Source organism: Aquitalea sp. USM4, from assembly GCF_004328945.1.
GTDB classification, from domain to species: Bacteria; Pseudomonadota; Gammaproteobacteria; order Burkholderiales; family Chromobacteriaceae; genus Aquitalea; species Aquitalea pelogenes.
This window is the reverse complement of record NZ_CP029539.1, coordinates 697,782-710,486: the sequence shown is the minus strand read 5'-3', so window position 1 is coordinate 710,486 and position 12,705 is coordinate 697,782. Positions and strand designations below refer to the sequence as shown.

Annotated in this window: 12 protein-coding genes and 4 tRNA genes; 4 read left to right on the top strand and 12 right to left on the bottom strand. The window is 58.9% G+C overall.

Annotation, left to right across the window (positions count from 1 at the left end):
• The first annotated feature begins 116 nt into the window (after positions 1–116).
• The gene (locus tag DKK66_RS03265; RefSeq protein WP_045845588.1) at positions 117–689 is read left to right on the top strand and encodes a phasin family protein; all 573 of its coding nucleotides are present in this window, start codon (positions 117–119) and stop codon (positions 687–689) included.
• Between the two features lie 250 nt (positions 690–939).
• Here DKK66_RS03265 and DKK66_RS03260 read toward each other — a convergent pair whose 3' ends face one another.
• A complete protein-coding gene (locus DKK66_RS03260; RefSeq protein WP_131355481.1) occupies positions 940–1,683 on the bottom strand; it encodes a hypothetical protein in 744 nt (247 codons plus the stop codon).
• A gap of 9 nt (positions 1,684–1,692) precedes the next feature.
• Positions 1,693–2,592 carry a LysR substrate-binding domain-containing protein gene (locus DKK66_RS03255; RefSeq protein WP_052693795.1) on the bottom strand — a complete coding sequence of 300 codons (900 nt, stop codon included), beginning with the start codon at positions 2,590–2,592 and terminating at the stop codon, positions 1,693–1,695.
• Between the two features lie 216 nt (positions 2,593–2,808).
• Between DKK66_RS03255 and DKK66_RS03250 the strand changes: the two genes are divergently transcribed.
• Positions 2,809–3,018: a hypothetical protein gene (locus DKK66_RS03250; RefSeq protein ID WP_045845591.1), complete on the top strand. Its 210-nt coding sequence runs from the start codon at positions 2,809–2,811 to the stop codon at positions 3,016–3,018.
• 91 nt (positions 3,019–3,109) lie between these two features.
• Here the strand turns inward: DKK66_RS03250 and ppa are convergent, their stop codons facing one another.
• Entirely contained in the window at positions 3,110–3,637 is a 528-nt protein-coding gene (gene ppa / locus DKK66_RS03245) for an inorganic diphosphatase (RefSeq protein WP_045845592.1), read from the bottom strand.
• A 127-nt stretch (positions 3,638–3,764) separates the two neighbouring features.
• Between ppa and coq7 the strand changes: the two genes are divergently transcribed.
• Positions 3,765–4,385: a 2-polyprenyl-3-methyl-6-methoxy-1,4-benzoquinone monooxygenase gene (gene coq7 / locus DKK66_RS03240; protein ID WP_045845593.1), complete on the top strand. Its 621-nt coding sequence runs from the start codon at positions 3,765–3,767 to the stop codon at positions 4,383–4,385.
• Positions 4,386–4,519: 134 nt separating this feature from the next.
• Here coq7 and DKK66_RS03235 read toward each other — a convergent pair.
• The 4 genes from DKK66_RS03235 to DKK66_RS03220 form a co-directional block, all read right to left on the bottom strand.
• Positions 4,520–4,594: transfer RNA gene (locus tag DKK66_RS03235), tRNA-Glu, on the bottom strand.
• Positions 4,595–4,596: 2 nt separating this feature from the next.
• A tRNA-Arg gene (locus DKK66_RS03230) sits at positions 4,597–4,673 on the bottom strand.
• 4 nt (positions 4,674–4,677) lie between these two features.
• Positions 4,678–4,752, bottom strand: a tRNA-Glu gene (locus DKK66_RS03225).
• 7 nt (positions 4,753–4,759) lie between these two features.
• Positions 4,760–4,836: transfer RNA gene (locus DKK66_RS03220), tRNA-Arg, on the bottom strand.
• 255 nt (positions 4,837–5,091) lie between these two features.
• Here DKK66_RS03220 and DKK66_RS03215 point away from each other — a divergent pair.
• Entirely contained in the window at positions 5,092–6,489 is a 1,398-nt protein-coding gene (locus DKK66_RS03215; protein WP_131355478.1) for an exonuclease domain-containing protein, read from the top strand.
• A 12-nt stretch (positions 6,490–6,501) separates the two neighbouring features.
• Here the strand turns inward: DKK66_RS03215 and DKK66_RS03210 are convergent, their stop codons facing one another.
• The 5 genes from DKK66_RS03210 to flhA form a co-directional block, all read right to left on the bottom strand.
• On the bottom strand, positions 6,502–7,251 hold the full coding sequence (locus DKK66_RS03210) for a flagellar motor protein (protein ID WP_045845595.1): 750 nt from the start codon (positions 7,249–7,251) through the stop codon (positions 6,502–6,504).
• Between the two features lie 232 nt (positions 7,252–7,483).
• A complete protein-coding gene (locus DKK66_RS03205) occupies positions 7,484–8,230 on the bottom strand; it encodes an RNA polymerase sigma factor FliA (protein WP_045845596.1) in 747 nt (248 codons plus the stop codon).
• On the bottom strand, positions 8,227–9,096 hold the full coding sequence (locus tag DKK66_RS03200; RefSeq protein ID WP_045845732.1) for a flagellar synthesis regulator FleN: 870 nt from the start codon (positions 9,094–9,096) through the stop codon (positions 8,227–8,229). The genes DKK66_RS03205 and DKK66_RS03200 overlap by 4 nt, the downstream gene beginning before the upstream one ends.
• 8 nt (positions 9,097–9,104) lie before the next feature.
• Positions 9,105–10,610 (bottom strand): flagellar biosynthesis protein FlhF, encoded by a 1,506-nt coding sequence (flhF, locus tag DKK66_RS03195; protein ID WP_131355475.1) that lies wholly within the window; start codon positions 10,608–10,610, stop codon positions 9,105–9,107.
• Positions 10,611–10,616: 6 nt separating this feature from the next.
• Positions 10,617–12,701, bottom strand: coding sequence for a flagellar biosynthesis protein FlhA (gene flhA, locus DKK66_RS03190; protein ID WP_131355470.1), 2,085 nt, complete (start codon positions 12,699–12,701; stop codon positions 10,617–10,619).
• Positions 12,702–12,705 lie beyond the last annotated feature (4 nt).

The window sequence follows — 12,705 nt, the reverse complement described above, 5'->3', positions numbered from 1 at the left end:
TCTTGACCGCATACGCTGCTTTGGTTAAATTACGTTTGCTGCTGTGCAGCATCGGCGGCGAAACGGTTGTTGTGACTGTAAAGCTGAGTTGTATATCGACATTTCCAGGAGTAGCCATGTTTACCAATACCCAAGAATTCTCTGCTCTCGGCCAGGCGCAATTTGACAAAGCCGTTCGCCTGTCCTCCATCGTTCTGGCCGGTGCCGAACGCTTCGCCAGCCTGCAGCTGGAACTGACCCGCAAGCTGCTGGACAGCAATGCCAAGCATTTCAAGGCATTGACCGAAGTGAAGGACCCGAAGGCATTTGCCGAACTGCAAACCAGTCTGGCACAACCCAGCCTGGACCAGGCATTCAGCGTGGCACGTGAAGTGTACGATGTTGCCGTTGCCACCCAGGGCGAACTGACCACTTTTGTGGAAGAGCAACTGGCAGAACAGAACAAGCTGTTGCTGACCAATCTGGATCGCCTGTCCAAAAACGCACCGGCAGGTTCCGATGTTGCAGTTTCTGCACTGAAGACCCTGGTCACCAGCTCCAACGCCGCTTTTGAAAGCGTGTCCAAGACCGCCAAGAAAGTAAGCGCTGAAATTGCTGAAGCCAGCGTGGAAGCTGCCAGCAAGCAAGCCAAGGCTACCGCTGCTGCAGTAAGCCGCAAAAAGCCGGCTGCTGCTACACCTGCTGCCTGATCCAGCTTGGCTGAACGATAAAAACCCGCCATCTGGCGGGTTTTTTTATCAGATTAAAACCCCTCTCTCGCTTTCAGAAAGGAAAGCGAGGCTCCCTTACAAGGTAAGGGCGGGGGGATAGGGATTGGATGGGAAGGCTGCGGAATATAGTGCTTAATCGGAAGGCCCGGCTTTGCCGGGTCCAGTACAAATGCATCAATGCTTTGTCTGCAGCCTGAAAACCCGCCATCTGGCGGGTTTTTTTGTTTGCTCAGTCCGCTTTGGGTGGCTGTTTTGGCTGTAAGGCAGTAAACACCTGCTGCAAGATGTCATGCAAGGTGTCGCGTTGCTGCATGGCCAGCACAATCAGCAGGGCCAGATTGGCGGCAAAGTGCGTCTGGCTGGCGTGTGGCAGGGCAAAGCGTTGGCGCACTGAGGCGCTGTCAGCGGTATCTGGCGCAATGCCGTGGCTGCGCAGATAAGCCTGCGAAAGCTGCAACAGTTTGTCAGCGATTTGCCATTGCTGCTGCATCAGTGCTTCCCAATCGAGCAGTTGCGGGTTTGCTGTCGGAGGAGATTGCTGCCATGCCAGTTGCCAGGCGTGTTGCAAGGCTTGCATTACATGATGGGTGTAGCGCGCACTGCCAGAGGGGCCGCAGTGTAGCCAGGCCCCGGCCAGCGGAGCGCAATGATCCAGCCACTGCACGGCAGCAGGAGAGAGTGGTGTGCTGCTGCCGCACAACAGCATGAAGCCCAGTACTTCGCCTTGTGGCTGCCAGCTGGCACAAATTTCCACCAGTTGCTTGCCATGCTGGCGGCAGTGTTCGCTGCGCGCCGCCAGTGCCTGGCTGTCGTCTGTTGCCAGATCCAGCCAGCAGTTTTCCGCAAGATAGCCTTCCCAGTCAGGTGGCAGCCACAGCGGGCTTTCCTCCGGCACCTGGCACGGCAAACCGGCTGCCAGCAATCGCTGGCAGGTCCAGTGCAGTTGAGGTGTGGTGCCGTGAGGCTGAAACATGGGTGGGCCTTAAATGAGCAATTGCCTGTTCTGAACGGCAAGACCAAGATTGTTGATAAACCAGCCAAGTGCCTTGCCTGGGCATTCTTCTTTCCAGGCATAGAACATTTTGGTGCAACTACGTTTTTCCTTCAGTGATTTTTCCACAAGTTGGCCACTTTGCAGATAAGGCGTGGCAAGCATGCGTGGCAAATAGCCGATTCCGAGCCCTGCCACCATCAAGGCCAGTTTGGCATCCAGGGTGTGGACGGTGAGGACGTCCTGGCCATCCAGAATTCCAGCAGTGCGGGTGGGCAGGCGGCGCGAGGTGTCTCCCAGCGAAATGATGCGGTGCTGTCGCAGTGTATGGGCCGCCAGCGGTTCTGCCGCGCTGGCCAGCGGGTGATTCGGGCTGACCAGAAACGCAAAGTCGATGGAGCCAATTTCACGGAAGAAGTAATCCCCGGCCGGTGGATGTCCCGGTGCTCCCAGTACCAGATCGGCACGCGCGTCATACAAGGCATCCCAGATACCGCCAAATACTTCGCGGTTAAAGCGCAGCTGGGTGCCGCTGCCCAATTCGTCAAAGCGCTGGATCAGCGGAATGAGCTGTTCGAACGGAATGAGGTCGCCAATGGTGATGACCAGCTCGCTTTCCCAGCCTGCTGCCTGTTGTTGCAGCCGGTGTTCGACACTGCGTGCGGCATCCAGCAGGTAGCGTCCGTCGCGCAGCAGCAGTTCACCCGCAGGGGTAAGTCGGGCGCGGTGACCGCTGCGGTCGAACAGCGTGATATCAAGGTCCTGTTCCAGTTTCTGGATGACATAGCTTACCGCAGAGGTGACGCGGTGCAGCTCGTCCGCAGCTGCGGCAAAGCTGCCGTTACGGTCGATGGCATCCAGAACCAGCAGGGCATCAAGGGATAATTTCATGTTCAAAATTATTGAATGAACTGTTCAGATCATTTCGCTATGAATGGGAATTTATCGCGTTTAATATTCACTTCACCAACCCGATGCAAGTAAATAAGCCAATACTAGCAAAGTAATTCTACGTATTCATGGCGAATTGTCATCAAAAAAATTGAATATTTTTTATGACGCGTGGCTGTTAATGCTTGCATTCATGCTTAATGAATGGAGTGAATCATGTTGAAAAAATTGATGCTGGCTGTTGTTGTTTCCAATGCTCTGGTCGCCGTTGCCATGGCCGACAGCGATGTACGCAGCCGTCCGGACAAGGATGTCCTCAAGCGTTATGAACAGCAAATGAGCCAAAGCGATGCCCAGCGCAAGGCTGCCGACGAACATGCCGGCAAGGCCATTGCCGCCAATCCGGCAGACTACCGTAATCATTGATCCGGTCAGGCAAACAAAAACGCCAGTGCATGCACTGGCGTTTTTTTGTCCGTGGCGGACACAAGCCTGCAGTGCAGGCCGTGTGAAGCAATTACTTGCCGAAGCGTTCAATGCCTTCCACCAGTTCGGTCTTGGCATCTTCCAGCGTGCCCCAACCGTGGATCTTGACCCATTTGCCTTTTTCCAGATCCTTGTAGTGCTCGAAGAAGTGCACCATCTGGGCACGCAGCAGTTCCGGCAGGTCTTCCAGCTTCTGGATGGACTTGTACATCGGGCACAGCTTTTCCACCGGTACGGCAACCAGCTTGGCATCGATGCCGCCGTCGTCTTCCATCTTGATCAGACCCAGTGCGCGACAGCGGATCACCACGCCCGGCGGCAGCGGGAAGGGGGTAACCACCAGCACGTCAACCGGGTCGCCATCGCCAGCCAGGGTTTGCGGCACGAAGCCGTAGTTGGCCGGGTACATCATGGAGGTGCCCATGAAACGGTCAACCACCAGGGTGTTCCACTCTTTGTCGAATTCGTATTTGATCGGCGCAGCGTTGGCGGAGATTTCGATCACGACGTTAAAGTCGCCCGGCATGTCTTTGCCCGGGCCGATGAGTTCCAGGTTCATCAGGCAGAATCCTTTGTTAATGGTGGTTGTTTACACGGAATTTCTTGCAGGATTATATCAGCAGCTGCCGTGTTGTGCGGTGCACAGGTATAATCTTTGACGGATTTGTGCACCAATCGGGAACACTATGTTTGACACGCTGATTACCGAATTTGACAAGGGTTTGCGCACCCTGTTTGCGCCGGCGCAAAGCCAGCGTCCACGTCCGGATGCCGGGCTGGAAGAGGCCGAACTCAGCGCCGAGGAAAAGCGTCATGCCATCGGCCTGATGCGGGTAAACCACTGTGGCGAAGTGTGCGCACAGGCGCTGTATCAGGGGCAGGCCCTGACTGCACGCAATCCGGCCGCGCGCGAGGCCTTGCAGCATGCCGCATTTGAGGAAGTGGAACACCTGGCCTGGACCGAGCAGCGCATTCGCGAGCTGGGTGGTCAGCCCAGTCTGTTAGGCCCGCTGTGGTACACCGGCTCGCTGGCTATTGGCGTGACTGCCGGTTTGCTGGGTGACAAGTGGAACCTGGGTTTTCTGGAAGAAACCGAACACCAGGTTGGCGCGCACCTGGACAGCCACCTGACTGCCTTGCCGGCAGCAGATGCCAAGAGCCGTGCCATTGTCAGCCAGATGCGGGATGACGAACTGCGACATGCCGACATGGCGCACGAATATGGTGCAGCCCGCTTGCCGGCACCGGTGAAGGGCTTGATGAAACTGACAGCCAAGGTGATGACGGTCAGCAGTTACCGGGTTTGATGCCTGATCAGGACATGTGTTGAAGATGCCACCTGCGGGTGGCATTTTTGTTGACTGATGGAATGCAGCAAAGTGGCTTTGGTGGCTGGAAATGAAAAAAGCCCAGTCTTGCGACTGGGCTGATTTCTGAATCCTGGCGTCCCCACGGGGAATCGAACCCCGGCTACCGCCGTGAAAGGGCGGTGTTCTAACCGCTAAACTATAGGGACTTTGGTGCACCCGGAGCGATTCGAACGCCCGACCCTTTGGTTCGTAGCCAAATACTCTATCCAACTGAGCTACGGGTGCAAAGTGGCGTCCCCACGGGGAATCGAACCCCGGCTACCGCCGTGAAAGGGCGGTGTTCTAACCGCTAAACTATAGGGACGCTGTGGTGGTGCACCCGGAGCGATTCGAACGCCCGACCCTTTGGTTCGTAGCCAAATACTCTATCCAACTGAGCTACGGGTGCACTGTCTCGCAAGACGTTTTGTCTTTCGAGAGGGCGAACTATACCGATACGGTTTTTTAGTGTCAACACTTTTGCAGCAATTTTTTTTCCGGACTGATCGGGCGGCTTGGCGACACTGTTGCAGGCAACACAGCAAAACCACGATGGCTGCATCGGCAAGCGGTGGGGCGGTGTTAAGATGGCGCGCTTACCCGCCATGTTGCAGCCGGTTGATACCGGTTGTCCGCGCTTTGATGATTATTCCGACGAGATTGCATGCTGTTTGATATTCCCTGGGCGATTGTCGACCTTGAAACCACCGGTGGCCATATCGGCCGCGACCGCATTACCGAAATCGGCCTGATCCTGCTGGATGGCGAGTGGCAGCAGCGTTATCAGACCCTGGTCAATCCCTTGCAGCCGATTCCGCCCTTCATCGAAAACATGACCGGCATCAGCAATGCCATGGTGGAAGCTGCCGCGCCGTTCAGTGCCATTGCCGCCGATTTGCTGCCCATGCTGCAAGGGCGTTTGTTGCTGGCGCATAACGTCCGTTTTGACTATGGCTTCTTGCGCAACGAGTTCCGTCGTGTCGGGCTGCGTTTGCAAAACGCCACGCTGTGCACGGTCAAGTTGTCGCGTCGTTTGTACCCCCAGCATTTCAAGCACAATCTGGACAGCATCATCCAGCGCCATGGCTTGCAACTGCCAGACCGGCACCGGGCAATGGCGGATGCCGAAGCCTTGTTGCTGTTCCTGCAGGCAGCCTGTGCCGAACTGGGCGAGGCGGCAGTAAAGGAAGCCATCCAGCATGTATTGGCCCAGCCAGAACTGCCGCCCGGGGTGGATGCCGCATTGGTGGATGACCTGCCCGACCTGCCTGGGGTCTATACCCTGTGGGGCGAGGCCGACCAGGCCTTGTACGTGGGACGTGCCAGCAATGTGCGCGCCAAGGTGGTGTCGCAACTGGCGCAGGATGGCAAATACGGCAAGCAGCCGGTGATTGGCCGCACGGTAACGCGCATCAGCTGTCAGGAGACGATAGGGGATCTGGGCGCGGCCTTGCTGGAACAGCAGCTCATGCGGCAGCTCAAGCCGTTTTACAACCACCGCAGCCGTCTGGCCAGCGAGGTGTGCTCCATCCAGCTGGATCATGCGCAAGGCGAATTCCTGCGGCCGATGATAGTCATGGCCGAGCAGCTGGATTTCAGCCGTACCGCCGATTTGTATGGCTTGTTCCGCAGCCCGAAAGAAGCGCGCAAGGCGCTGGCTGACATTGCCAATGGTCATGCCCTGTGCCAGTCGGTACTGGGGGTGGAAACGGTGACCACGCGCAAGGGCGCGGGCTGTGTGGCGTTGAAAGGCGGGCGCTGCCGGGGAGCCTGTGTCGGGCGCGAAGCCGCGCCCTCACACAATATGCGTTTGTTGCAGGCCTTGACGCGCTTGCGGATCAAGGCGTGGGAGTTTCCCGGCCCGCTGGCGGTAGTGGAAACCGATGAAGTGACCGGCAGTGCCATTGAGCATGTGTTTGATCAATGGTGCTATCTGGGCTCGCGCCCGGCTGGGGAGAGCAGCTTGCAGGGCAGTCCGTGCTTTGATATCGATACCTACAAGCTGCTGGATGCCTATCTGAAAAAGCCCAATCCCAACAGCAGCTTGCGTTTGTTGTCCTAGACGCGGGCTGGCTTATTCGTGCATGGCCTGGAAGCCGCGCAAGCGGCTTTCGATGATGCGTGGGTTTTCGCCATTGGCGATGGCCACCAGGCCTTCCACCACCATTTCCTTCATGGCGATTTCTGCCGCCACCAGGTGCTTGAGCTTGTTGGCCACCGGCAGGAAAAACAGGTTGGCCGAGCCTACGCCATACACGGTGGCGACAAAGGCCACGGCAATGCCGGCACCCAGCTTGGACGGGTCGGACAGGTTTTCCATCACGTGAATCAGGCCCAGCACCGCGCCCAGAATACCCATGGTGGGCGAGTAGCCGCCTGCGGATTCCCACACTCTTGCCGCCTGCTTGCGGGCGTGTTCGAACATGCCGATTTCCACTTCCATCACGCCGCGCAGTACTTCCGGTTCGGCTCCGTCCACCACCATTTGCAGGGCCTTCTTGGTGAAGGGGTCCTTTTGCTGGGCGACATAGCCTTCCAGTGACAGCAGGCCGCCACGGCGGGCAGTCTGGCTCCAGTTCACCACTTCGCGGATCAGTTTTTCATTGTCTTGCGGCGGCGGCTGGAAAATCCACTTGAGCATGCGGATGCCGGCGACAAACTGGCGCGGGGTGCTTTGCAGCATGACGGCGCTCATGGTGCCGCCAATCACGATCATGAAGGCCGTCAGTTGCAGCAGGGAGCCGATATTGCCCCCTTCCAGTGCCTGGCCGGCGATGATGGCCGTCAGGCCCATGACAATGGCAATGATACTGATCTTGTCCACGCTTGATTCCGTTATCGTTGTCTGTGCAAGCAGATGGCTTTACAGCCATTTCAGGCTGCTGACAAAGTTATTTGGTGCGATTGTACTGGACCCGGCCAAGCCGGGCCTTCTGACTAACTGATTGATTCCGCAGCCCTTCCATCTATTCCCCTTTCCCCCCGCCCTTTCCCTGAAAGGGAGCCTCGCTTTCCTTTCAGAAAGCGAGAATCGGTGTCAAGAATCCGCGTCTGCATTACAGCCATTCCTTCATTTTGGCCCGGATACGGGCGATCGCCTGGGTGTGCAGCTGGCAGACACGGGATTCCGACACCTCCAGCACCGCACCGATTTCCTTCAGGTTCAGCTCTTGCTCGTAATACAGCGCCATCACCAGCTGATCCCGTTCCGGCAGGGTCTTGATGGCATCCACCAGTGCCTGGCGGAAATCCCCGTCGGCCAGCACCTGCAAGGGATTGGGCGCATTGCTGTCTTCGATGTTGGCAATGGCGTCGTTCAGGGTTTCGCCTTCGCCATCGGAAAAGTCTTCAAAGTGCACCAGGCTCAGGCCTTTGCAGTCGCCCAGCATGCTTTGGTAATCATCCAGTTCCACACCCAAGGCTTCGGCAATTTCCGATTCCAGCGGCGCGCGGCCCAGTTGCTGTTCCAGTTTGTTGATGCTGTCTTCAATCTGTCGTGCCTGACGGCGGGCCTGACGCGGCAGCCAGTCTTCGCGGCGCAGTTCGTCCAGCATGGCACCACGGATGCGCTGGCTGGCAAAGGTTTCAAACTGCACGCCTTGCAGCGGGTCGAATTGCCGCGCGGCATCAATCAGGCCGATGATGCCCACTTGCACCAGATCGTCCATTTCAACGGAAGCCGGCAGGCGCGCCATCAGCATGCCCGCCAGTTTTTTCACCAGCGGCAGGTGTTGCTGCACGTCGATTTCCGGGGTGGTAACAGCCGCGGCATAGCCTTTGCGGCGCAAGGACGGCAATGTCATCGTCGTTTGGCTCCATCGGCTTCGGCCCAGTCGCGCGAAGTGGCAATCAGCATGTCCATGAAACCGGTATCGTGACGCTCTGTTTCCGGGCTATCCCATTGTGGCAACACGGCCGCCAGCTGGGCAAAGGCTGCGGCGGCCTCGCTGTCGGGAAAAGCTTCCATCAGTGGCCGGCGCAATGCCTGGCTGCGGCGCACGGCGTTGTCGGCCGGCACAAAACCGACCCAGCGCAGCGAGACGCTGAGAAATTCGCTGGTGACGGCTGCAAGGCGGTTGAACAGGTCACGCGCTTCTTCCAGATGGCGGGCGCGATTGACCAGCACATTGAAGCGCTGGCGGCCAAAACCACTGGAAAGACGCTTGATGTTGGCGTAGGCGGTGGTCATGGAGTCGGCCGCCGGGCTGAGTACCAGCACCAGATTGTCCGCCACGCTGGCCGGGACAGGATCGGTAGCGGTAACAGGCACGTCTATCATCAGCACGCTGCTGTCGCGTTCCAGGGCGGCAAACTCGCTGCCCAGTCTCAGCCATAGCTGGGCAGAAAACAGTGCGCGTTCTTCCGGGCGGGCATACAGGTTGATCAACTGGATGCCCTGGCGCGAGGTGGTCATCATTTCATCCAGCCCGCCCACGCTCACCATCTGGCTTTCCAGCGTGGCGGTGGTGGGGGTGCCCAGACGGCGCGCCTGCACCTGACCCAGGCTGCAGTCCACCACCAGCGGGCGATGGCCGGCATAAGCCAGGCCCAGTGACAACTCGGTCACCAGTGTGCTGGCACCGGCCTTGTCCGAACCGATGAAGGCGTAGCTGGGCGCGCGGCCGGACTGGGCAGTCAGACGGCGCAGGCTGGCGGCCTGGTCGTGCATGGCACCATTCATAACCAGCTGGCCTGTGCGGAGTTCATGATGGGCAGTTCATCACCCTGCAGGCTGAACGGTGAGCCGGGCTGCGGCGCGCGCAAGGCCCGGTCCACCAGGAAGGCAGCATTGGCCGAGTGCAGGTCTTCCGGCACGCGCTGGCCATTGGTGATGTAAAACAGCTTGAGGCGGTTGCGGATGATGACATCCATGCTGGGCCCCATGCTGACGGCTTCGTCGATCTTGGACAGGATGCAGCCGGCCAGGCCGTTGCCACGGTAGTGGCGCACCACGTCTTCCAGCGTGTGGCCGTCGGCATTGGCAGCCAGCAGCAGCAGGCGTTCCACCTGGCGGCCTGCGCCACGGAACATCTCGATCTGGCCGGTAACGCGCGCATCACGCTGGCTCATGCCGACGGTGTCGATGAATACCAGGTGGCGGTTGGACAGGTCGGCCAGGGTCAGCTGCAGGTCACCTTCGTTCTGGATGGAGAACACTGGAATGCCGAGAATCTTGCCGTAGATACGCAACTGGTCCTGCGCGCCAATCCGGTAGCTGTCGGTGGTGATCAGCGCCACATGCTGTGCACCGAAGCGCATGGTGGCATGCGCGGCCAGCTTGGCCACCGTGGTGGTCTTGCCCACGCCGGTGGGGCCTACCAGAGCATACACGCCACCCTTGTCCATGATGTCGTGATTGGCATCGGCGCATTTCAGATTGTGCATCAGCGCCGAGCGTGCCCATTTGATGGCGATGTCACCTTCATACTGGGCCGGCATTTTTTCAATCAGCTGGCGAATGAGGTTGGCAGAGAAGCCCATGGCCAGCAGATGCTTGAACAGCTCGATGCGGTTGGGGGTCTTGCCTTCCATGTCCGACCAGGCAAAGCTGGCCAGTTGGCTTTGCAACAGGCTGCGCAGCAACTTGATTTCATCGCCGATCTGCTTGAGCTCCTGTGCCATCATTTCCGGCTCTTCTTCGGCCGGGGCTGGCGCCGCCTTGCTGCGTGGTGGTACGGCGCTGCCATTGCTGGCCGGGCCGGCAGCCACGGTCTGCATCTTCACCAGTGATTCGGGCACGATGCTGGCCGGCGTGGGCCGTGCCGGAGGCGGCGTTTGCGGGCTGACGTTGAAATTGACAGCCGAGGTGTCGGCCAGCGAAGGCTCGATACGTTGCTGCGGGCGCGGCGGTGGAGTTTCGATGCGGGGTGGGGCCGGGCTTTCCAGCGGCTCTACCGGCATGGCATAGGTGCGGGCAATGGCGCGGTTGGTCGCACCGGCAGCTGGTGCCGGTGGCGCAACCGGACGGCTTACCGCCGGCGCATTGCGGGCCGGGTGCTTGCTGCCGGGGGTGGACAGATTGGTGGCCAGGTTGGCGACGTCTGCATCCGCCACGGCCATGATCTCTACGCCGCCCCCCATTGTCGGGCGATTGGACAAGATGAGGGCGTCGGCACCCAGTTCCTCGCGGACCTGTCTGAGTGCATCACGTGTGGTTTTTCCGAAGAATTTTTTTACCACCATTGTTTATCAGCCCTTGCTTCCCCCAATTACCGCAATTATACGAATGGATTTATTGTCAGGTACTTCATTATGCGAGATCACACGCAGTTGTGGGAGTGCTCTTCTCAAGAATCGTGCCAACAAGGGACGTAAACCCGGTGGCGTAAGCAATACCGGATTGTAACCTTGAATTTCCACCTGCTCGGCCTGTTGTGCTGCACTGGAGAGCAGGTTTTCCGCCAGTCCGGGTTCCAGCCCGCCGCCGGTTTTGGAATTGACCGCCTGCGACAGTACGTTTTCCAGTGCCGGGTCCAGCGTCATCAAGGGCAATTCGGTTTCGCCCGGGAACAGTTGCTGCACGATCACCCGTGCCAGCGCAGTGCGCACCGCCGAGGTGAGGTCGTCCACATCCTGGGTGGTGCTGATATGGTCGGCCAGTGTTTCCAGAATGGTGCGGAAGTCGCGGATGTGAATGCCATCGGTAAGCAGCTGCTGCAATACCTTCTGCAAAATGCCGATGGGAACAATCTTGGGCACCAGGTCTTCCACCAGCTTGGGCGACTCCTTGGCCTGGTGGTCGATCAGCGCCTGGACTTCCTCGCGGCCCAGCAGTTCTGCTGCGTGGGTTTGCAGCAGGTTGGAAATATGCGTGGCCACCACGGTGCTGGAGTCCACCACGGTGTAGCCCATTTGCTGGGCTTCCTCGCGCCGGGCGGCATCAATCCATACCGCGGGCAGGCCGAAGGCCGGGTCGGTGGTGGGGGTGCCGGGCATGGTGCCATTCACCCGGCCCGGGTTGATGGCCAGGTACTGACCGATATAGGCCTCGCCCTGACCGACTTCTACGCCTTTGAGCAGGATACGGTAGGCGTTGGGCTTGATTTCCAGATTATCGCGAATGTGTACCGCAGGCACCAGAAAGCCCAGTTCCTGGGCGATTTTCTTGCGGATGCCGCGAATACGGCGCAGCAGTTCGCCGTCCTGAGTACGGTCTACCAGCGGAATCAGGCGGTAGCCTACTTCCAGCCCCAGTGCATCCACATGCTGCACGTCGTTCCAGCTGACTTCGGCCATGGGCTGGTCGGGCGGGGCAGCCGCCTGTGCCTGCTGCTGGCTGGCCTGCACGGCAGCGGCTTTTTCCTTCTTGTCCATGGTCCAGCCCAGAAAACCCAGCAGGCTGGCAATCAGCAGGAAGGAGAAGTGCGGCATGTTGGGAATCAGGCCGATCATGCCAATGACCGCCGCGGTGATGTACAGCACCTGCGGCTTGGCAAACAGCTGGCCGAAGAACTGCTCCGACATGTCCTTGTCGGTGCCCACGCGCGACACCACGATACCGGCGGCGGTGGAGATGATCAGTGCCGGAATCTGGGCAACCAGGCCGTCACCGATGGTGAGCAGCGTGTAGGTCTTGGCGGCGGTGCCTGCGTCCAGGTCGTGCTGCACCACACCGACGATCAGGCCGCCGACAATATTGATGATGATGATCATGATGCCGGCCATGGCATCGCCACGCACGAATTTGGAAGCACCGTCCATGGAACCGAAGAAGTTGGCTTCCTCGGCAATGGTGGAGCGGCGCTTGCGTGCTTCGTCTTCGCCGATCAGGCCGGCGTTCAGGTCGGCGTCAATCGCCATCTGCTTGCCGGGCATGGCATCCAGGGTGAAACGGGCCGACACTTCGGCAATCCGCCCGGCACCCTTGGTGATCACCACGAAGTTGATGATGGTAATGATGACGAAGACGACGATACCAATGGCAACGTTGTCGCCGATCAGGAAGTGGGCAAAGGATTCGATCACCTTGCCGGCAGCATCCGGGCCGCTGTGGCCTTCCAGCAGGATCACCCGGCTGGACGCCACGTTCAGCGACAGGCGCAGCAGGGTAGTGACCAGCAGCACCGAGGGGAAGGAGGAAAAGTCCAGCGGCTTGCGGACATTGATGCCCACCAGCAGCACGATCACCGACACCGCAATGTTGAAGGTAAAGAACATGTCCAGCAGCACCGGCGGCAACGGCAATACCATCATCGACAAAATGAGGATGATGAGAATAGGGCCGGCCAGCTTGGTGACGTTGAACTGCTTCAACTGGGTGAGGAAATTATCCATCCGT

What these genes read in the sequence shown, in the direction of transcription:
- DKK66_RS03250 (WP_045845591.1), top strand. Translation starts at nt 2,809, where the DNA reads ATGTTGAAAAAATTGATGCTGGCTGTTGTTGTTTCCAATGCTCTGGTC.
- DKK66_RS03265 (WP_045845588.1), top strand. Translation starts at nt 117, where the DNA reads ATGTTTACCAATACCCAAGAATTCTCTGCTCTCGGCCAGGCGCAATTT.
- DKK66_RS03205 (WP_045845596.1), bottom strand. Translation starts at nt 8,230, where the DNA reads ATGACATTGCCGTCCTTGCGCCGCAAAGGCTATGCCGCGGCTGTTACC.
- flhF (WP_131355475.1), bottom strand. Translation starts at nt 10,610, where the DNA reads ATGGTGGTAAAAAAATTCTTCGGAAAAACCACACGTGATGCACTCAGA.
- ppa (WP_045845592.1), bottom strand. Translation starts at nt 3,637, where the DNA reads ATGAACCTGGAACTCATCGGCCCGGGCAAAGACATGCCGGGCGACTTT.
- coq7 (WP_045845593.1), top strand. Translation starts at nt 3,765, where the DNA reads ATGTTTGACACGCTGATTACCGAATTTGACAAGGGTTTGCGCACCCTG.
- flhA (WP_131355470.1), bottom strand. Translation starts at nt 12,701, where the DNA reads ATGGATAATTTCCTCACCCAGTTGAAGCAGTTCAACGTCACCAAGCTG.
- DKK66_RS03215 (WP_131355478.1), top strand. Translation starts at nt 5,092, where the DNA reads ATGCTGTTTGATATTCCCTGGGCGATTGTCGACCTTGAAACCACCGGT.
- DKK66_RS03260 (WP_131355481.1), bottom strand. Translation starts at nt 1,683, where the DNA reads ATGTTTCAGCCTCACGGCACCACACCTCAACTGCACTGGACCTGCCAG.
- DKK66_RS03200 (WP_045845732.1), bottom strand. Translation starts at nt 9,096, where the DNA reads ATGCACGACCAGGCCGCCAGCCTGCGCCGTCTGACTGCCCAGTCCGGC.
- DKK66_RS03255 (WP_052693795.1), bottom strand. Translation starts at nt 2,592, where the DNA reads ATGAAATTATCCCTTGATGCCCTGCTGGTTCTGGATGCCATCGACCGT.